The 20,312-nt window shown below is 40.2% G+C and carries 12 protein-coding genes; 10 read left to right on the forward strand and 2 right to left on the reverse strand.

Annotated elements, in window-relative coordinates; translation table 11 throughout:
* Positions 1–10 precede the first annotated feature (10 nt).
* Both E7303_RS03355 and E7303_RS03360 read left to right on the forward strand, forming a co-directional pair.
* Positions 11–772 carry a response regulator gene (locus tag E7303_RS03355; protein WP_292143832.1) on the forward strand — a complete coding sequence of 254 codons (762 nt, stop codon included), beginning with the start codon at positions 11–13 and terminating at the stop codon, positions 770–772.
* A 10-nt stretch (positions 773–782) separates the two neighbouring features.
* The gene (locus E7303_RS03360) at positions 783–3,923 is read left to right on the forward strand and encodes an ATP-binding protein (RefSeq protein WP_292143833.1); all 3,141 of its coding nucleotides are present in this window, start codon (positions 783–785) and stop codon (positions 3,921–3,923) included.
* A gap of 57 nt (positions 3,924–3,980) precedes the next feature.
* On the opposite strand, the gene E7303_RS03365 is transcribed toward E7303_RS03360, so the two are convergent.
* Complete coding sequence (locus E7303_RS03365) at positions 3,981–6,497, reverse strand: ATP-binding protein (protein WP_292143834.1); 2,517 nt, start codon at positions 6,495–6,497, stop codon at positions 3,981–3,983.
* Between the two features lie 161 nt (positions 6,498–6,658).
* On the opposite strand from E7303_RS03365, the gene E7303_RS03370 reads away from it, so the two are divergent.
* From E7303_RS03370 to E7303_RS03405, 8 genes are all read left to right on the forward strand, one after another.
* The gene (locus tag E7303_RS03370) at positions 6,659–7,261 is read left to right on the forward strand and encodes a TetR/AcrR family transcriptional regulator (RefSeq protein WP_292143835.1); all 603 of its coding nucleotides are present in this window, start codon (positions 6,659–6,661) and stop codon (positions 7,259–7,261) included.
* A gap of 12 nt (positions 7,262–7,273) precedes the next feature.
* A complete protein-coding gene (locus E7303_RS03375) occupies positions 7,274–8,215 on the forward strand; it encodes a carbohydrate kinase family protein (protein ID WP_292143836.1) in 942 nt (313 codons plus the stop codon).
* Between the two features lie 139 nt (positions 8,216–8,354).
* Positions 8,355–9,875, forward strand: a complete 1,521-nt coding sequence (gene malQ, locus E7303_RS03380) for a 4-alpha-glucanotransferase (RefSeq protein ID WP_292143837.1) — start codon at positions 8,355–8,357, stop codon at positions 9,873–9,875.
* Positions 9,876–9,951: 76 nt separating this feature from the next.
* Positions 9,952–10,983: a LacI family DNA-binding transcriptional regulator gene (locus E7303_RS03385; protein ID WP_292143838.1), complete on the forward strand. Its 1,032-nt coding sequence runs from the start codon at positions 9,952–9,954 to the stop codon at positions 10,981–10,983.
* A complete protein-coding gene (locus tag E7303_RS03390; protein WP_292143839.1) occupies positions 10,980–11,531 on the forward strand; it encodes a DJ-1 family glyoxalase III in 552 nt (183 codons plus the stop codon). Before E7303_RS03385 ends, E7303_RS03390 begins: the two co-directional genes overlap by 4 nt.
* Positions 11,532–11,580: 49 nt before the next feature.
* Positions 11,581–12,138: a CYTH domain-containing protein gene (locus E7303_RS03395; RefSeq protein WP_330601614.1), complete on the forward strand. Its 558-nt coding sequence runs from the start codon at positions 11,581–11,583 to the stop codon at positions 12,136–12,138.
* 147 nt (positions 12,139–12,285) lie between these two features.
* A complete protein-coding gene (tig, locus tag E7303_RS03400) occupies positions 12,286–13,776 on the forward strand; it encodes a trigger factor (protein WP_022773881.1) in 1,491 nt (496 codons plus the stop codon).
* Between the two features lie 272 nt (positions 13,777–14,048).
* Positions 14,049–19,163 (forward strand): choice-of-anchor L domain-containing protein, encoded by a 5,115-nt coding sequence (locus E7303_RS03405; protein WP_292143840.1) that lies wholly within the window; start codon positions 14,049–14,051, stop codon positions 19,161–19,163.
* On the opposite strand, the gene E7303_RS03410 is transcribed toward E7303_RS03405, so the two are convergent.
* On the reverse strand, positions 19,160–20,302 hold the full coding sequence (locus E7303_RS03410) for an anti-sigma-I factor RsgI family protein (protein ID WP_292143841.1): 1,143 nt from the start codon (positions 20,300–20,302) through the stop codon (positions 19,160–19,162). The genes E7303_RS03405 and E7303_RS03410 overlap by 4 nt on opposite strands.
* Between the last annotated feature and the right edge of the window lie 10 nt (positions 20,303–20,312).

Raw genomic sequence — 20,312 nt, forward strand, 5'->3', positions numbered from 1 at the left:
AGGATTCATTATGTTTTTCGGCTCAGGCAAGGTACTGGTAATAGGAGAAAAAGAAACTTTTATCATTAAAGTACTACTAGGTAAATTAAATGATGCTAAGATTGAAACTGCTTTTGCCTCAGAGAATGTAAATGCAATTAATGAAAATTGGCCTGAAAATGGAATAATTGCGTATTATATGGAGGCTGGTGCAAGACTTTCATCAGAGGTGGAAACATTTCTAAAGGATAAGCTCTCCGAAGATAATAAGCAGCTTTTTGTCATCGGAGACCCTGTTGATACAAGAAGTGTAACCGATTCTTTTCCTCCGCATCTGATTGGAAAAGTATTTGGAAGACCTCTTGATTATGATGCTTTTATCAATGCTGTTTCCATTTATTTTAATTTGGAAGCAGAAGGCGAGATGAAAAAAAGCATTTTAATTGTGGATGATGATCCCAATTATATGGGACTTGTAAGGGAATGGCTTAAAGACAATTATAAAGTTTCAATGGCCAATTCCGGCATGCGAGCTATTAAATGGTTAAGTGTTAATAAAGCTGATTTGATACTTCTGGACTATGAAATGCCGGTCACATCCGGGCCACAGGTTCTCGAAATGTTAAGAAGCGATCAGGAAACTAAAGATACTCCGGTTATCTTTCTTACAGGTAAGGATGATAAGGAAAGTGTAATGGCAGTTCTTTCGCTTAAACCTGAGGGTTATGTGCTTAAGACAAGCGGAAAGGATGAAATTGTAAACACAATTCGTAAATTCTTTATGTCAAGGTGAATGTAGTCTGATGGAGAAAAAGAGTTTTAAAGATTATTCAATCAGAGAAATTAATATCTACAGAGTCTGCATCATATTAGAAGGAATAGTTCTGAATATTTTGTTATCAAGGGTCTGTGTATGGCTCAAAATACCACTTTTTCTTGATACAGCAGGGACTATTTTTGCTTCGGCTGAGTGCGGCCTTTTTGCAGGTATCGTGGTGGCATTGACATCTAACGTACTTGGCAATTATTTCAGCAGTACTTCAATGTATTTTGCTCTGGTTAATATTTCTGTTGCTTTATGCTCCAATAGATTCTTTTATAAAAACTACTTAAAGAAGAAAAAAGGAATCATTGTATATATTGCAGTAATAGCCTTTGTAAGCGGTATTCTTTCTGCCTTCATTGAGTGGTCTATAATTGGGGTGCCTGAGAATCCACTGATTTCAGGGGCAACTGAATTTCTTTCAAATAGCGCAGGACTCCCGTACCTGCTTTCTTTTGTGCTATCCGATATTGCTGTGAATGTGATTGACAAAGCATTTACAGTAGCTATAGGCCTTTTTATTGTGTGGATTATTCCGGGGCATGTCAGAGAAGGTATATGGAACAGGGAGTATAGCTATGCGGAAATAGCCAAGGAACAGTTTAACTCAGGTGAGTATGATAATGTCAACCGCAAGCAGATAAGGGGAAAACTTCTTGCCATAATCGCTCTTGAAGCAACATTTTTATCTGCAGTTATTTCTTATATGAGCATATCTTTGTATAATGAAAATGCTGTAAAAGAAAGAATTGAGCAGGTGACCGGAGTGACCAAACTTATAGCCGGTGCTTTAGATGGGGATATGATTCCTTATTTTTTGGAAACGGGGTTTGACAGCAGGGAATATCAGGAAATGGAAGGGCTTTTACTGGCTGCCTGTGATCATTCTCCCGGAATAGAATATACATACGTATATCAGATTAAGGAAGACGGATGCAGAATTATATTTGACTCTGATCCTAACTTTAAAGAAAATGGGGAAGTTGGAGAGTTCCTTGCTTTCGATGAAGATTTTATGGAATATATTCCGGATCTTCTTGAGGGAAAAAGAATTGATCCTATAGAAACAAGGGATAAATATGGATGGTTTATAACTGCCTACGAGCCTGTTTATAACAGCAGCGGTGAGTGTGTTGCCTATGTCGGAGCAGATATGTCTATGATGGATCTGCTCAGTTATATACATGACTTTACGATCAGAGTGCTTTTGGTAGCTTTAAGCTTCCTTATACTTAGCATATCGCTTGGTATATGGCTTGCAGCTAATTATCACAATATATTGGACAGACAGTATGATCTTCTGCAGAAGGCAAAAGAAGATGCTGACAGCGCAAATAGGGCAAAGACAAGGTTTCTTGCAAATATGTCCCATGAGATAAGAACGCCTATAAATACCATTATGGGAATGGATGAAATGATCCTCAGAGAGGATGCTACAGGCATTTCTGAGGAATATTCCGGTGCAATAAAAAATTATGCTGTGTCTATCAAAAAGGCATCTGAAATTCTGCTTGGACTCATAAATGACATCCTTGATCTGTCCAAAATAGAATCGGGGAAAATGAATTTGATAGAAACAAACTATGACACAGTGGAGGCTATCAGAAATGTAGTGTCAATGATACGTGTCAGAAGTAATGAAAAAGGATTAAATTTTAAAGTTGAAATAGACAGAGATATCCCCAAAATTCTTTATGGAGATGCAGGAAAGCTTAAACAGATTGTCTTAAACCTTCTTACCAATGCTCTTAAATATACTGATGATGGCGGTTTTACGCTGAAAATAGCTCTAATTGAAAAAAGAGAAAACAGTTGCGTTTTGTATTTTGGGGTTAAGGATACCGGAATCGGTATCAAGAAAGAGGATATTAAAAAGATATTTGCTCCCTTTGAAAGAGTAGATGAAGTAAAGAATGAAGCTGTTCAGGGAACAGGCCTTGGGCTTAATATTTCACGTCAGTTTGTCAAGCTCATGGGAAGTGAGCTTAAATGTGAAAGCGAATACGGAGAAGGATCAACATTTTTCTTTACACTTGAGCAGAAAGTTATAAACAGTGATCCAATAGGGGAGTTTGTAGAAAAGTACGATGAAAAGCCTTCAGGCAGGTATATTCCTAAATTCATAGCTCCTGATGCAAAGATCATGGTGGTTGATGATAACGAAATGAACCTTCAGGTCATTTGCGGTTTGTTAAAAGGAACAAAGGCTAATGTTGTAACAGCTATGAGCGGCACAGAATGCCTTGAAAAGCTTGACGAGAGTTTTCATCTTATTTTGCTTGACCATATGATGCCTGGAATGGATGGAATAGAAACTCTTCATGAAATACAAAAAATCACAGTTGATATACCGGTAATTGCGCTTACCGCAAATGCTGCACACGATGGGAAAAACTATTATAAGAGTCAGGGATTTATAGATTATCTTGCAAAGCCTGTAAATGGAGATCAGCTTGAAGAGACAATTATAAAATACTTACCGGACAGGTTGATAAGAGAAGCTGACGAAGAAGAAACTGTGGAGAATGCTACGCTTCCTAAGGAACTACAGGAATTAATGGGTATTGAAGAGATTAGCATAGATGATGGACTTAATTTCTGCGGAAGTATTGAATCTATGGAAAAGTTTCTTGATACCTTCTATGGAAGCATAGATGAAAAGTCCAAAGAAATAGAAGATGCCTATAACGCAGAGGATTATGAGTTTTATACGATCAAGGTTCATGCGTTAAAGAGCACATCCAGAATTATAGGAGCCAAAAAACTTTCTGCCCTTGCACTTAGTCTTGAAGAAGCCGGAAAAGCAGGTAATATTGAACTGATAAAAGATAAGACGGCAGAACTTTTATTCCTATATAGGAGCTATAAGGAAATACTGAGTGGATATGCCAGGGAAAGGCACAAAGGCGATGTACATAAAGAAACTGTTTCAGATGAAATATTACAGGACGCCTATAATGCATTAAAAGAGCTGATTCAGGCGATGGACTACGACGGGGTGGAAATGGTCATTTCCGAACTTGAAAAATACAGCCTTCCCCCCGCAGAACTGGAAAAAATCACCAACCTAAAATCCCTCCTTATAAAGGCAGATTGGGATGAAATGGAAAAACTGATATAACAAGGAAAACCTCCCTCAGGTATAAACTGACGGAGGTTTTTTGATGGATGGTGCACTTTAGTGAGAGGAAAGAAGCTCATCGACTTTATCCCAGTCAAAGGCTTTAAGTGCTTTTGATATTTCGGCGAAAGTCTCGTTATCTGCGCTTGGAAGGTCATATTTATCAAGCTGGGAAAGAATCAGTTCGGCACTGTCGTAATCCATTTGCTCCGCTGTCTCTTTTAAGGCTTCATAGGCATTCTTTAGATCTTCAGAGGATATGCTTTCTTTTGAAGTATCATCTGCTGATTCATGTGAATTCATTCTTGAGAGCTTTTGTTTAAATGATCTGTACATGGCAAGCAGCTCGTTGTGGTGCGATGATATAAATGCTATATCGCCCCTGTTTCCGGCATCTTCCATTTCTCTGGCAAGTTCTGAAAGGTTATTGGCGCCAATGATTTTGGAGGAACTCTTAAGGGCATGCACTTTGATAGTGTATAACTTTATATCCTCTTCGGCGTAGGCGTTTTCAATAACTTTCGCATTCTCGTCAATAGTATCAAGGAAAAGCTGAACCGAGAATATATATCCTGTGACTCCGCCACAGTTTTTTATTCCGGATGCTACATCTATATCATCTAAATCTTCCAGCCATTCCATATCAGAAGGGAGTTCCATGGTATCTTCACTTACAAGTTGCGGCTCCAGCTTTGTTACCAGTTCTTCGGGAAGGTTTTTGATTATGATTTCTTCAAGAGCTGCTGAATCAATTGGTTTACTGATATATCCGCAAAAACCTTTTGAACCATAGAATTCATCGCCGTTTGCCATATAGTTGGCGGTAAGGGCAACAGCGGGAATTGTTTTATTTATTTCCCGTACCTTTTCAAGTGTCTCTATGCCGTCCATTCCGGGCATCATATGATCTAAAAGAAGTAAATCATAGGAATTATCTTTTAAAAGGTCAAGACAGGCATAACCGGACTCTGCAGTTTCGACCTGGACTTTTGTTGATTTTAAAAGCCCCTTTAAAACTGATAAATTCATGGAATTGTCGTCTACTACAAGAATCTTTGCTTTTTCAGCAGTAAAACTTGGCAGGTACATTCCAACTGATTTTGAATCATCATTTTCTTTGAATTCGCCAATAGGAGTCATGTCTATTACTTTTTGACTTACATTAAAAATAAAAGTAGAGCCTTCTCCATAGACGCTTTCACATGTGAGACTTCCGCCCAGTAATTCAGAAAACTGTTTGGAAATATCAAGACCAAGTCCTGTTCCCTGTATGCCATTGTTTTTTTCTTCATCAAGACGCTCAAATGCACTAAATAGCTTGGGAATGTCTTCTTCTTTTACGCCGATTCCTGTATCTTTTACTGAAAACAGCAGATTACAGTTTTCTGAATTCCTGCTCAAAACCTTTGCAGTCAGAGTAAAGCCGCCCTGCTCCGTGTATTTTACGGCATTAGTTAAGAGATTTAAAATGATTTGCTTGATTTTTCCCATATCGCCATAAAGTTTTTTGGGAAGAGTAGCGTCAATATCAAGGTCAAATGTCAGATCTTTCTGGTTACTTCTTATACGGATCATAGTGATGACTCCGCGGAGAAGCTCCTGAACATCATATTCCTGCTCTACAAGATGCATTTTTCCGGACTCAATTTTGGAAATATCAAGAATATCGTTGATAAGTCCAAGAAGAGACTCTGATGCATAGCGTATATCAAGTGCATAGTTTGTGATTGACATGAAATAGGGCTTGGGAACATCTGTTGCATCTTCTCTAAGAATCATCTCATCCATTCCAAGTATTGTGTTGATGGGAGTTCTTATTTCATGAGACATGTTAGCCAAAAATCTTGATTTTGCAGTATTGGCCCTTTCTGCGGCAATCTTGGCTTCCTGCAGCTTATTCATGTTTATGATTTCAAAAACGTAAATAAGAACGATCATTCCAACTATTGTTATGTTGGTAAGGGAGAGCCCATAGGAAAAAATCTGTATTATTGTGGCTACATAGGGGAGAATACTAAAAGTCAAAAGAAAAGCAGTTGAACTTTTTCCTATGTAGCGTCTGTATTTAACTATAGCCATTATTTGCAGAAGTGTAATAGCCAGAGGAAAGGTATAGGATATTATAAATCCGGGATTTCTTACGTAGCGGTTTGAAGCATCAAAGGTGTAATAAAAGTGGGTAAAAATATTTAAGATGATCATCACGCTTCCTATAGTGAAAAGAATTTCGCAGATGACCAAAGATAAAGGCGGTGTTTTATGATGAACAGTCTCTTTTACGATGTCCATAACATACAGATTAAATGCATGGGAAACAAATAAGGAAAGGAAATAAACGAGAAAATTACTGATCCTTACCATCCAGTATCCTTTGTCTGATATATCCCCTCTGTATATGTAGGCAAGTCTGTCAAATATGAGAAGAAACATGGCAGACAATTCCATGGACACCAAAGCATGCTTGCGTATCATGGTAAGAGTTTTGGTGGACAGGGCAAGTATAGTAAGGACTCCACAGCCACCACTTAGAAACAACATTATATCAAGTTGGTAAGTTCTCAAAAAATCGTACATGCGAACACCTGCCAAAAGACTATATTTATAGATACTACTAGTATACCATATTAATGATTAAAAATTGATAAAGTACGATAAAACGTTTGAACTGGACTTGGTAAAATGCTATATTTAGACTAGACTGTTGTAGTCAATATAGACTTCATAGGGTGTACAGGATGAATGAAAAATTTTTTGAATTGAAAAAAGAAAAACAGGACCGTATGATAAATGCAGCACTTTTAGTGTTTTCCCGTTACGGTTATTATCATGCAAGCACTGATGAAATTGTTAAAGTTGCCGGAATAAGTAAGGGACTTCTTTTTCACTATTTCGGGAGCAAGATCGGGCTGTATTCCTTTCTATATGATTATGCGACCCGTTTTGTGACCCTTGAACTTGCACAGAATGTGGATAAAGGCGAGACAGAGTACTTTGAACTGTACAAGCAGATCGTTTCAGCCAAGGCGGCTTCTATGGGCCAGTATCCATATATATATCTTTTCCTGAAAAGAGCTGAGGATGAGACTTATGCAGAGGCTCTTTCCGAAATAATGGAAAGGCGCGAGAAATATCAAAGGATAATGGAAGCCTTAAGAGAAAGAGCTGATATAACAGTTTTTCCTCCTGAAATTAACTATAACAAGGTTTGGAATATGCTCGATCATACTGTGGATGGAGTTATGGAAAAAGAGCTGAAGCAGGACACCTTCAGGTCAGATCTGTTTTTAGAAGAAGCTATTGAATATGTTGATATGGTAAGCAAAATGGTTCTCTCATAAAAGGAGGCAAAAATGAGCAAATTTCTAGTAGCTGGAGTAACACAGATTGAAACAATTGTCAGAGTGGATAAGATTCCTGTAAGTTATGCACCTTTGAGCAACGTTCAGAATTCCATCTATACTGCCATGGGCGGCGATGCTTACAATGAGTCACTGGCGCTTAAGTGGCTGGGAGATGATGTTACATTCATGTCCATTGTTGGAAGAAATCAGGATTTAGGTCTTATCAATCCGCCAGACAGAAGGATAACTCTTTCTACTGACTATATCATTCCTCAGATGCAGGAAACTCCCACAGAAGTGGTGCTTTATGACAAGGAGAGAAAGCAGCAGATATTTGAGGATATTAAGGACCTTAGAGAAAATGTATATGACATGAACGTGGTAACACCAATAGCCGGTGCATGTGACATGATGGTCCTTGCCAATGCCAATTTCTGCAGACCTTTTGCCAAGACTGCTGCGGAGCTTGGAAAGCCGATAGCTGTCAACATAAGAAGCTATAATCCTGAGAAGGAAAAATACAATACGGATTTCCTTGAACCTGCAAAAGTACTGTATTTCAGTGATGATACTCTCTCTGAGGACCCTTATGATTTCATAGACAGAATGGCATCAACTTATGGAACAGAGATCATTATTCTTGGACAGGGTAGTGAAGGACTTATCCTGTTTGACAAGACCAAGGATATAAAGGCTCATTACAAGACAGTTAAGACCAACGAAGTTGTCAATACAATCGGTGCCGGTAATGCCCTGTTTGCATGTTTCCTTCATTTTTATATGGAGACAGGAGACAGTGTAAACGCAATAAAGAATGCTCTTTTATTTGCATCCTACAAGATCGGGTACATGGGTACTTCCAATGGATTTATGACTGTAGACCAGCTTGAGCAGTGGAGAAATCTCATTTGGGGAATTAAAAAGACTCCTTTTGAAGAGCAAGGTGTTTGATTTTTTTACTTGAAATAGTTTTTATAAACTGATAAAGTAGAGCTATGGAAACGTTACCGGGAACGGTGATTTTTTCCGTAGCTCTTTTGATGAAGAACTGTTACATAGATAGATTTTAATATTGCTGAGAGGTTTTGGTATGGCTAAGAAAAGTAAAAAGAAGACAAGAGCATGTGGAGTTTTACTTCCTATTTTTTCACTTCCGTCTGAATATGGAATTGGAACATTTTCAAAGCAGGCGTATGAATTTGTTGATTTTCTAAAAAAGGCAGGACAAAGCTACTGGCAGATTCTCCCCCTTGGCCCTACAAGTTATGGAGATTCACCATATCAGTCTTTTTCCACATTTGCAGGAAATCCATATTTTATAGATATCGAGGCCCTTATTGAAGAGGGATTTTTGGATAAAGCTGATGCAGACAAGTGCGATTTTGGTGTCAGCGATGAGTACATAGATTATGAGAAGCTTTACAGATCAAGGTTTAAGCTCCTCAAAAAGGCTTTTGACAATCTGGACAAGGTTTCAAAGGCAGCAGAGATAAAGAAAGAATTTGAAGCTTTCAAAAATGATCCTGACAATGACTGGCTTTCAGATTATTCCCTTTTCATGGCTCTTAAAAATGTCAATGGCGGTAAGGCCTGGGATACATGGGAAGAGGGTGTTAGACTCAGAAAAAAGGATGCACTTAAGGCAGCCACAGAAAAATATAAGGTTGAGATAGAGTTTTACAGCTTTTTACAGTATCTTTTCTCAAAACAGTGGAAAGCGCTCAAGGCATATGCCAACGAAAATGGTGTTGATATTGTAGGAGACATCCCGATCTATGTGGCATTTGACAGCGCTGATACATGGGCTAATCCGGAACTTTTCCAGCTTGATAAAGATAACGTTCCTACAGATGTTGCAGGATGCCCACCGGATGCATTCAGTGCAACAGGCCAGCTTTGGGGCAATCCTTTATACAGGTGGGATTACCACAAGAAAACAGGCTACAAGTGGTGGATGAAGAGACTTGCCCACTGCTTTAAACTCTATGATGTCGTAAGAATTGACCACTTCAGAGGCTTTGATGAGTACTATGCAATTCCATATGGTAACCTGACAGCTGAGATCGGTGAGTGGAGAAAAGGCCCTGGAATCGAGCTTTTTGATGTCATGAAAAAGGAACTTGGCCAGCAGAGAGTTATTGCAGAGGATCTTGGCTTTTTGACTCCTTCTGTAATAAAGCTTGTTAAAAAGACAGGCTTCCCCGGAATGAAGATCCTTGAATTTGCTTTCGATTCAAGAGAGGAGAGCGACTATCTTCCTCACAACTATACAAAGAACTGCATTGTTTATACAGGAACTCACGACAATGAAACCTGCAGAGCCTGGTTCGATGCACTTCCAAGAAGCGACAAGAGATTTGCCAAGGAATATCTTGGAATCACATACTCAAAAGATGCAGTTAAAGCTATGATCAGATCGGCTTTTGCCAGCGTATCTGACACAGCCATCATTCCAATGCAGGACTATCTGGAACTTGGTGCAGAGGCAAGGATCAATACTCCTTCAACACTCGGTGGCAACTGGGTATGGCGTATGAGAAAGGATGCTCTTTCAGATTCTCTTTGCAAGAGAATGTATGACTATGCTAGAATCTATGGAAGATTGAGATAAAGAAAAACAGATCCGATGGCGTGTGGAAAATCCATGCGGCATCGGACTTGTAGTTTCATAGAGGTAGGTGGAAGTTATGTCGGATATTACAATAGTTGAGATTGCGAAAAGATGCGGCGTTGGTGTTAGCACTGTATCCAGAGCAATCAATGACCACTCTGATATCAATCCTGAAACCAAAAAAAGGATTCTTGAGGTAATAAAGGAAACAGGCTATGTTCCCAATAACAGCGCAAGGAATTTGAAGCGAACAGATGCCAAATGCATTGCTGTTCTGGTAAAGGGAATTACCAATCCATTTTTTACCCCGATGATACAAATAGCAGAACAGGAAGCGGAGAACCGCAAGTATGCTCTGGTCCTCAGACATGTTGAGGCATATGAGGATGAGCTGGATGTGGCTCTTGAGTTGGAAAAAGAAAAGAGGCTTCGCGGCATTATATTTATGGGAGGAAGTTCAAGACATTCTTCTTCCAAGATAAAACAGCTTAATGTGCCGGTTGTTTTTGCTACCATTGGTTCGGAAGTATCAGAAAAATTAAGTAAAAAAGAGTACTCGACAGTATCTGTGGATGATCTGCTTGAAAGCCGCAAGATGACTGAGTATCTGATCGGACTTGGACATAAAAAGATCGCGATCTTATCTGAAGGTAGCGATAAGCCATCCATAGTAAAGCTTCGTCTTGAAGGATATATAGAGGCACTTAAGGAAAATGGCATAGAGATCAATGAAAATCTTATCCGTCTGGTTGATAAGAGAATCTATTCCATGGAAAACGGCTACCAGACCACTAAGGCTCTAATTGAGTCCGGTGAAGAGTTCTCGGCTCTTTATTGTATTTCAGACGTACTTGCTGTCGGAGCTCTAAGGGCTTTTGCAGATGCAGGTATAAGAGTGCCTGAGGATGTGAGCGTGGCTGGCTTTGACGGACAGGATATTGCAAGGTTCTGTGTGCCAAGACTTACAACAGTAAGGCAGCCACTTGAAGACATATCAAAGGCAACAATGAAGTTATTATTTGACATCATCGACGGTGAAAGTGGTCATCGCCACATTACATTCCCTTGCGAACTGATCGAGGGTGAATCAACCAGGAGGAAATCATGAACAAAACAGCGATTTTTTTAGCAAACGGGTTTGAAGAAATTGAGGCACTTACAGTTGTTGATCTTTTAAGAAGAGCTCAGATAGAGATCAGCACAGTTTCAATCAGCGATTCTCTTGAGGTTACAGGATCACATAACATAACAGTAAAAGCTGATAAGTTATTTGGTGATGTGAACTTTGATGAAATCGACATGATCATTCTTCCGGGTGGAATGCCTGGCACAAACAATCTGTTTAACTGTGAACCATTAAGAGAAAAAATCACTGAGTTCAATAATTCCGGAAAGCTTCTCTCTGCAATATGTGCTGCACCTACAGTCTATGGCAGAATGGGGCTTCTTGATGGCAAAAAAGCCTGCTGTTATCCGGGCTGCGAAGTGAATCTTAATGGCGCCGATGTACAGACATCAGAAGTTACCGTTGATGATAACTTTATAACCAGCCGCGGAATGGGAACAGCAATTCCATTTGGTCTTGCTATCATCGAGAAATTCCAGGGCAAAAAAGCTGCAGATGAGATGGCAGCAAAAATAGTATATAAACAGTAAGTTCCAGGGAATGTTTCAGAAGACATTCCTGTCTATTGAGGAAAAATATATGGGAATAGAGATTGAACGTAAATTCACAGTAAAAGAGCTTCCCAAGGACTTAGACCGATACCCCTACCATGTTATTGAGCAGGGGTATCTTAATGTCCACCCGGCAGTTAGGGTGCGCAGGGAAGATGACATTTATTACATGACATATAAGGGATCTTCCATGGAAAATGAAGATCCATCGCAGGACGGCCAGAGCAGGCCAATAGGTAAAGTAGAATATAACATGCCCCTTGATAAAGAATCTTATGATCATCTTGTGCTCAAGGCTGACGGCAATATGATAAGGAAAAAGAGATACCTTATTCCGTTAAACAGCGATGGATTTGATGAAGCTTTTTTTGCGGGTGATCCTGATATAAAAAAAGCTGTAGAAGAGGGAAAGATCAAGATAGAACTGGATATTTTTGATGCGCCTTTTGAAGGGACTATTCTTGCGGAAGTTGAATTTCCAAGTGAAGAGGCAGCAAGAGCGTATAAGCCGGCAAAGTGGTTCTTTGAGGATGTTACCGGTGATGTGAAATATAGCAACTCTCACATGAGCTCAGTAAAATTGTGATTTGATGAGAATTGACTTTTTTAAGATAAATTGTTGTGGAAAAAAATATTCAGCTATGTTATAATCTACAAGCGATTGTGCCTAAAAGGCCAGAAGGGTTTAAAAACCCTTTATATAAACAATTTTTAGAAGGAGAATTTAGCAAAAATGAGCGTAACAGTAGAGAAGCTTGAGAAGAGCATGGCTAAGCTTAAGATCGAAGTATCTGCAGAGCAGCTTGAGAAGGCTATCCAGAAGGCCTATGACAAGAACAAAAACAAGATTCAGATCCCAGGATTCCGTAAGGGTAAGGCTCCTCGTAAGATGATCGAGCAGATGTATGGCAAGGGAGTATTCTATGAGGATGCTGCTAACGAGCTTATCGAGGAAGAGTATCCTAAGGCTGTAGAGGAGTGTGGAGAAGAGGTTGTTTCTTCACCTAAGATTGATGTTGAGCAGCTTGAGGCTGGTAAGGATTTCATCTTTACAGCAGAAGTAGCTCTTAAGCCTCCGGTTAAGCTTGGTAAATATAAGGGTGTAGAGGCTGAGAAGATGGATCTCGAAGTATCTGACAGCGATGTTGATGCTGAGATCGACAAGCAGAGAAATACAAACGCAAGAACAGTAGAAGTAACAGACAGAGCTGTTAAAGATGGCGATATCGTTACTCTTGATTTCGAAGGATTTGTTGATGGAGTTGCATTCGAAGGTGGTAAGGGAACAGATTATCCTCTTACAATCGGTTCAGGTGCTTTCATTCCTGGATTCGAAGAGCAGCTTGTTGGATTTGAAATTGGTAAGGAAGGCGATGTTAACGTAACATTCCCTGAAGATTACCAGGCTGACAACCTTGCTGGCAAGGCTGCAACATTCAAGTGCACAGTTAAGGCTATCAAAGCTAAAGAGCTTCCTGAGCTCAACGATGAGTTCGCTAGCGATGTATCTGATTTCGATACACTTGCTGAGTACAAGGAAGATGTTAAGAAGAAACTCGTAGAGAGAAAGACAAACGAAGAGAAGGCTAAGAGAGAGGACGCTGTAGTTAAGGCTGTTATCGAAGATTCTGAGATGGAACTTCCAGAAGCTATGGTTGAGACTCAGGCTAGACAGATTGTTAATGATTTTGCTCAGAGACTTCAGATGCAGGGCATGAGCATGGATCAGTACCTTCAGTATACAGGCAACACTGTAGACAAGATGATCGAGCAGGTTAAGCCACAGGCTATCGAAAGAATCCAGGCTAGACTTGTTCTTGAGGAAGTTGCTAAGGCTGAGAACATCACAGTTAGCGATGAGGACTTTGAAGAAGAACTCAAGAAGATGGCTGAGCAGTACAAGATGGAACTCGACAAGCTTAAAGAGCTTATGTCAGAGTCTGAGCAGAAGACAATGAGAAGTGACCTTGCTGTTCAGAAAGCTGCTGATTTCCTTGTAGAGAATGTTAAAGAAGTAGCTAAAAAGAAAGCTACAAAGAAGGCTGACGATGCTGAAGAAAAGCCAGCAAAGAAGACAGCTGCAAAGAAGACTACAAAGAAAGCAGACGATGCTGAGGAAAAGCCTAAGAAGACAGCTACAAAGAAAGCTGCTAAGAAGGATGACGACGCAGAAGAGAAGCCTAAGAAGACAACAAGAAAGAAAAAGACAGAAGAAGAGGCTTAATTAACTCTGTATATTTAAGCACAACAATTTATAGAGATATAGATTATAAAGAGGATTCTTGCGCAAGCTAAATGCTTGCGCGAGAATCTTTTTTTCTTTGGAAGACAGAGGGACGGTTCTAATGACTTGTTTTTATAAGTCATTAGAACCGTCCCTCTGTCTTCTTGATGTAGCATTTTATAAAAATGTTAGATTTATAGTGTTAATTAATATAGTGAAACGTACGATAAACAGATAAGTAATAGTCTTTTTATTAAGGGTGATTAATGTTCATGACTATTAAATCAGTACTTAATAAAAGAATAGTTGCAATATCTATGTCATTTGTGTTGGCAGCATCTGTCATCAATTTGACATCTTTTGCCAAGCCCGAAAAAGATGATGCGAAAGTCATCAGTAGTTTTCTAGAACTTCCTGAGGGTATCGCTACCCAGCATCTATCTGTGGGGGATCCTTTTGAAAAGATAATATTCCCGGATAATTTAATAGCATATGTGGTAAGTGAAGGTGGAGAAGCTTCGTCACTTCTATCTTCTGATGAGTCTGCAGTTTCACTTAGCGCTTCAAGTGGAGATTCGGCAGATGCTGCAGCAAGCAGTAGCAGTTCACTAGACGAGGCAGATGCTGCTGCAAGCGCATCAACTGAAGAAGAGTCTTCCGATGCAGCAACAGCAGGAAGTATGGTCGATGCCAATACTGATAGTAGTGAAAGCGGCTCTTACAAAAAGGAAAATGCAAATGAAGGTGATTCCTCTGCCACAAATAATACTATAGATGGATCAGGTAGTGAGAAAGAAAAGGAAAGCGAAAACGGCACAGATAATGCGGGAAACAACGGCGAAAATAACAGCGATGGAAATGGAGAAGCAGAGGCTGCAAGTGAAGGGGCAAAAGGAACAGAGACTGGAACAACGTCAGAAGATACTCCTGGTGGTAATAAGGATGGTGAAAACAGCAATTCTGTAAATGAGCAGGATGACGAAGATAGTGATTCTGCCAGTGACCAGGTGGCTGAAGATACTGACTCCGGAAACGGAGATGAGGAAGGCAATGGTAATTCTGAAAATGAAGATGTAGATTCTGATAATGATCATGATAATAGCTCAAACAGTGAAGAAAACGATAATTCAGGCGATGCTTCAGGTGACAGCGCAAAGCTGACATTTTGGGAGAGACTGTTTGGAAGGATGACAGTTTATGCTGCTGAAGAAGATGATGATAAGACATCATCTTACATAGCACCCGGAGATTACAACGAAGACGATACGGAAGATGATATTGATAAAGAAGATGATGAGAGAACTCTTGAAGAAATCTCGATTTCAGTAATAGAGTGGAAGCTTGATGGCACTAAGAGTACTTCGGAGGATTTTAGTACTAAGGAACCCGGGGCGGTATTTGTTTACTTCCCTGTTATTTCTGATGAATACAGGATTGAGAGTGATTTTCCAACTATCACTGTATATGTGGATGAGAAAAAAGAAGATGAAGAAGCAGTTTCTTTTGAACAGACAAGTATTATAAATGGCGTTTCAATAACTGTGAAGGCAGCCGAAGGAGTATTCCCGAAAGGTGCGCGCCTTATTGTAAGCGAAGTTTCTCAAAGTGAAGAGACGCAGATATTAGATGCTGTAGAAAAAGAAAGAACTGATGATGTAAATGTAGCTGCATCGTACTCTTTTGATATAAAGGTCGTTGATAAGGATGGAAATGAGCTGCAGCCTGATACTTCAAAGGGTGAAGTAAAGGTTAGCTTTTCTCTGGTGGAAGTGGCAAATGATAACCTTGATACAGGAGTTTATCATGTGGCAGATGAAGCGGGAGACCTTAATGCGTCAAAGCTTGATGCAGAAACTAGTGGAAATGAAGTTACTGTAGAGACCGACGGCTTTTCTTTTTACACTGTTGAGTTCACCTATGGGAAGATCGAATACTCAATTGAAGGCGGCGGAAGGGTATTTCTTTCAGAAATCCTTGATGCAGTGGGACTTAAAGGAACTGCCACAGATGCAAGGTCAAGCAATGAGGACCTGGTCAGTGTAAAAAGAGATGACGAAGGCGAGATATATCTTGTTTCCAACAGGGAGTTTCATTCGGATGAAAAGCTTGAAGTGGATATTAGCGGCATAACCTATGAGATTCTTATGACCGATGCGGCTGTTACTGCAAGTGGTGGTACTTTAGTATATGACGATGATTTTAATAAGTCTGCAAGTGATCTGGTAAAAGAGATTCTTGGTGGCGGAATAGCTGCAACTAACGAATCAAGAACGGGAACAGTATATACATTTTCAAATGGACTTGCGGATGTAGGAATAGATGCAGGAATTATTCTTGATACAAGCGGAAAGATTGCTGGTGGAACTGATGCGCAGCTTAATTCAATTAAAGACTCTGCTTATAGCTATGGCGGACATACGTCCACCTTGGAGTTTTCACTGGTTGCAAATGGGCCTCTTTTGACATTTAATTATGCTTTCGCTTCAGGAGAGTTTAATCAGCCACCAAAATATAATGATATATTTGGACTCTTTGTAAGTGTCAATGGTGGAGCATATGATAATATTGCGCTTATAACAAGGACAAATGGAAGCCAGGTTCCTGTCACCATAAATAACTTAAGAGCCGGTGTTGACGGCACTGAGATGAGTGGTGGTACCAGTACTACTTTAGGAGGACTTCACAGTCTTTTTACAGAAAAGCAAATACAAATTAATGGCGGTAGTATTAATGGAGTTTCTAATGTTTTTACAGCCCAAAAACAGGTTAATATTGGAGATACAGTAAAGATCAAGCTTGCAATCTGTGATATATCAGATACTGCTGTTAATTCGTATATTTTTATTGAAGCAGGCTCTCTTTCTTTCCATGCCCCTGAGTCTGAAATTGGATATATTGATGAAGAGCTTAATAACCTTGATCCATCGTCACTTTTTGAAATAACAACTGATGATGGAACAGTTCTTAGTATTACTTCATCAGGAAGCGGAACAATACCACTTATAGGTACTGATGACAACGGAACACCTTATAACATTATTGATACTGCTGTAGCTATAGTAAAAAAAGGTACCGGTGGATACGGAGATTCACCTCCACAGCTGCTGGCTATTCCTCCAAGGCCAATAGCTGAAGATATAGATCCAAGTGGCGGAGGGATATCTGCTGATCCTGAGACGGTTTCAGTTATTTTCCCAGCTCCTGATCCTACGAAACCTTCACAGAAATACAGGCTTTATGATAAAGATGGCAATGAGATCCCGGGAAGAGACTGGGTGGATGCGCCAACGGATGGGACTCCTTTGACATTTGGAGGACTTGATGAAGATACTGATTATATTATAAAGACCTGGATTCCGGCTACAGAAAGTAATTTCAAATCCGAAATTTCTGAAGGTACAACGGTACATACAAGACTAAACCCTGTGGATCTTTTACGTATCATTGTTACTGAACCTGATAAAAAGACCATAGTCGCAGACGGCGAGTATCATTCATTTGTTTGTACTTCTGACCCGGCTGATGCGATCCTCAGATATTCAATTGGTGATGATAAGCATTACGGGTACTCTACGCCTATTTTTAAGGACGTTGGTCAGTATACAGTCTACTATCAGGCGGCCAAGGTTGGCTATGTGACTGAATATGGAAGCATGATAATAACCATATTGCCACCTGAAAAAGAGACAATTGTGGATCTTGAAAATGAGGATGTGGAAAGCTCAATTTCCTCTGTAAAGGCTGATAAACTCTCGGATTATACGGATGAGCAGACAGGAGATAAGGTCAGAGTAAGGCTTTTGGTAACTCCTAAAAAACCTGAAGATATTGATAGTGGCATTGTAAATAGCGTCACTTCCAAGATAGAAAGCCTTTATGACAGCTCAAATCTTGATAATGTGAAAAAAGAGTTTTTGGATATTGGAGTAACAAGGCGAATCAATGATGAAGATCCTGAGAATATCCATGACCTTGACAGGACAATAGAGATTGAAGTCGGCTTTGATATGACTGATAAGGAAGACTTTAAACTTGTCAGAGAACACGATGGAGAAGTCCTTGCCTTTGCTTCACTTTCAGACAGGCCAACAGATGACTATGTTGATGGCACTGTATATTTTGGTGAAAATGTGATCTGCATCTATTCAAGGTACTTTTCTACATATGTTCTTTCATATGTAGTTCCTGTGGAAGTAGTTCCGGAGCCGGAACCAGAGCCTGAACCAGAACCACAGCCTGAGCCAACGCCAACTCCTACACCGGAGCCACAGCCTGAGCCTAAGCCAGAGCCTAAACCGGAACCAAAGCCTGCACCAGCGCCAACTCCGGAGCCTACACCTGATCCGGAAGTAAAACATGAGGAAGTGGTTTATACTCCGGCCCTAGTGGAAGTGCCAGCGCCTCCTGTGATCATAACTCCGGGAAGAGCTCCCAAGACCAGTGGATTTTATGTTGGAAAGTTTACAGGAGTGTGGATTCTTATCCTTGAGGCAATTATTACAGTTTTCCTTGCAGGCATATATATTTACATAGGTGAAAAGAAAAAGGACAAGCTGTGGTATAAAGACGGCTGGAAGTCAATATGCCGCGTGGGACTTTTGATAATGGCTGTTTCTTTTATCCTTATATTCAGGCTTAACCAGGACTATATAAAGTCTAAGGCTATGTACGATGAAGTAAAGAATGAATATGTCACTACTTCATCAGGAAACGCCGGTAAGATGACAGTTACAAGCGCGGCTGTAAGTAAGACTGTAGCAGAGTCTTTTGGCTATGCGGATGAGCAGGTGCTTGTGACGAGTGCGTCAAATGACTGGTGGAATCTTGCTCAGGTCAACGTAAAAGAAATGAGCAAAGACTATGTGGATGTCGTTGGATGGATAATGTTTGAAAACGAGGATATAAGCTATCCTATAGTTTATAGCGGCGATAATACGACTTATCTTGAGACTGCATACAATGGAGAGTGGGCCAATGCCGGAGCGATATTTGTAGATGGTCTTTCAACACCTGATTTTAACGATCCCAATACTCTGATCTATGGCCATAATATGGGTAATCTTACCATGTTTGGTAAACTCAAATTCTATGAGAATGACAAAGAGTATTATGACGAGCACAAATTCTTCCAGATATTTACGAAGGACAAGGTTTACCGCTATCAGATATTTGCCTGCAAACTGATCTCTGACGATCACGAGATCTATTATGCATATGGAAAGGATCCAAGGCATTACTGGAGTGCACTCAGTGATATCATCAAGAATGCAGATGTTGAATCAAGTGTTGCGCCTCAGAGCCTTGACCATATAGTTACGCTCTCTACCTGTACTTACGATGACTCCATGAGACTTGTTATATGTGCGGCAAGAGTTGATGAGCACTAATTTGTTGGTGGCGGAGCATTTTGCGGAGCCGACGGCATTTCTGAAATGCCTTTAGAACCGGTATCTTGTGGTACCGGTTCTTTTATTGCATTATTATTGGTTTCAGCTGGGGCACCTTCTGTAGTTGGCATGTTATCTGTAGGAGGAGCATTTTCTGAAGCACTGTTATTTTCTTCGGGAGCTTCATTTAACTGAGATGCATTTTGATTATCAGGTGCTATTTGCAGATCAGGATTGTTGTTGCCTTCGGATGGGATGTCGGGATTTTGCAGGCTCTCGGGATCATCAATTGGGATTTGCTTATCAGTTGTGTTTTCCTCCGGAATCTCACCTGGAATTTCAGAAGGACCATTTCCGTTACCTTCAGCACCAGAGTACTCTGAGAGTATCTCTTTTACGGGGAGTGACTTATAAACATCTTTAAGGGCTGATAAGTCCTGGCTGTTATCACCGGTAAAAGAATCTGTTTCATTATCAGGGTTGCTATCAGCTATTTGCTTCATGGCTTCGAACCTTCCTGTACTCATACCGGAGCCTATGGCTTCCTGCCTTGAAGCTATATCAGATTCAAGGAGGCAAAGACTGATTTTGCTATCATCAAAAGCTTCGGTTATATCACCAGAAAGATCACTGTAAGAGCGTTCACTTCCGGGGACGACATCAATTAGTATTGAGGCATCGTCACCGAGGAGATAATTGTTTTCCTGTAAAACAGCAACTGTTTCTGATAGTGCATCGGAAAGAGTTTTGTTTTTCAGACTATCACTAAGGGCATCAACAACCTCGGCAGCATCGTCATTGAGGGCGGTTACGTTTATTACCCTGTTCAGTCTGTTTAAGGTGTATTCTATGGATGGATTTACATCGACTGTAACATAGGAATAAGCAAGAGCTGTCTCGTACATATAGGAGAGGCCTGCAGCAATGATGATAAGGGCAGCAGCCGCATATGGCAGAAATAATCTGTACATGCTTTGATGCCTGTTTTTTTTGCCTCTTATATGACAGGTTGTTGGCGAGTCTGCAATGACTGATATTTCCTGGCCGACGTCAAAGTTACCGGCTATTTTTCTAAAGCATCCGTCATCGCAAAGAACGGCACATATTCTTTTCTTTTTTTCCATTACAATTGCGTGCATGATCTGTCCC

The sequence above is a fragment of the Butyrivibrio sp. genome, from assembly GCF_015056685.1.
Classification (GTDB): domain Bacteria; phylum Bacillota; class Clostridia; order Lachnospirales; family Lachnospiraceae; genus Butyrivibrio.

What these genes read in the sequence shown, in the direction of transcription:
- E7303_RS03375 (WP_292143836.1), top strand. Translation starts at nt 7,274, where the DNA reads ATGAGCAAATTTCTAGTAGCTGGAGTAACACAGATTGAAACAATTGTC.
- E7303_RS03405 (WP_292143840.1), top strand. Translation starts at nt 14,049, where the DNA reads ATGACTATTAAATCAGTACTTAATAAAAGAATAGTTGCAATATCTATG.
- E7303_RS03370 (WP_292143835.1), top strand. Translation starts at nt 6,659, where the DNA reads ATGAATGAAAAATTTTTTGAATTGAAAAAAGAAAAACAGGACCGTATG.
- E7303_RS03395 (WP_330601614.1), top strand. Translation starts at nt 11,581, where the DNA reads ATGGGAATAGAGATTGAACGTAAATTCACAGTAAAAGAGCTTCCCAAG.
- malQ (WP_292143837.1), top strand. Translation starts at nt 8,355, where the DNA reads ATGGCTAAGAAAAGTAAAAAGAAGACAAGAGCATGTGGAGTTTTACTT.
- E7303_RS03410 (WP_292143841.1), bottom strand. Translation starts at nt 20,302, where the DNA reads ATGCACGCAATTGTAATGGAAAAAAAGAAAAGAATATGTGCCGTTCTT.
- E7303_RS03360 (WP_292143833.1), top strand. Translation starts at nt 783, where the DNA reads ATGGAGAAAAAGAGTTTTAAAGATTATTCAATCAGAGAAATTAATATC.
- E7303_RS03365 (WP_292143834.1), bottom strand. Translation starts at nt 6,497, where the DNA reads ATGTACGATTTTTTGAGAACTTACCAACTTGATATAATGTTGTTTCTA.
- E7303_RS03355 (WP_292143832.1), top strand. Translation starts at nt 11, where the DNA reads ATGTTTTTCGGCTCAGGCAAGGTACTGGTAATAGGAGAAAAAGAAACT.
- E7303_RS03390 (WP_292143839.1), top strand. Translation starts at nt 10,980, where the DNA reads ATGAACAAAACAGCGATTTTTTTAGCAAACGGGTTTGAAGAAATTGAG.
- tig (WP_022773881.1), top strand. Translation starts at nt 12,286, where the DNA reads ATGAGCGTAACAGTAGAGAAGCTTGAGAAGAGCATGGCTAAGCTTAAG.
- E7303_RS03385 (WP_292143838.1), top strand. Translation starts at nt 9,952, where the DNA reads ATGTCGGATATTACAATAGTTGAGATTGCGAAAAGATGCGGCGTTGGT.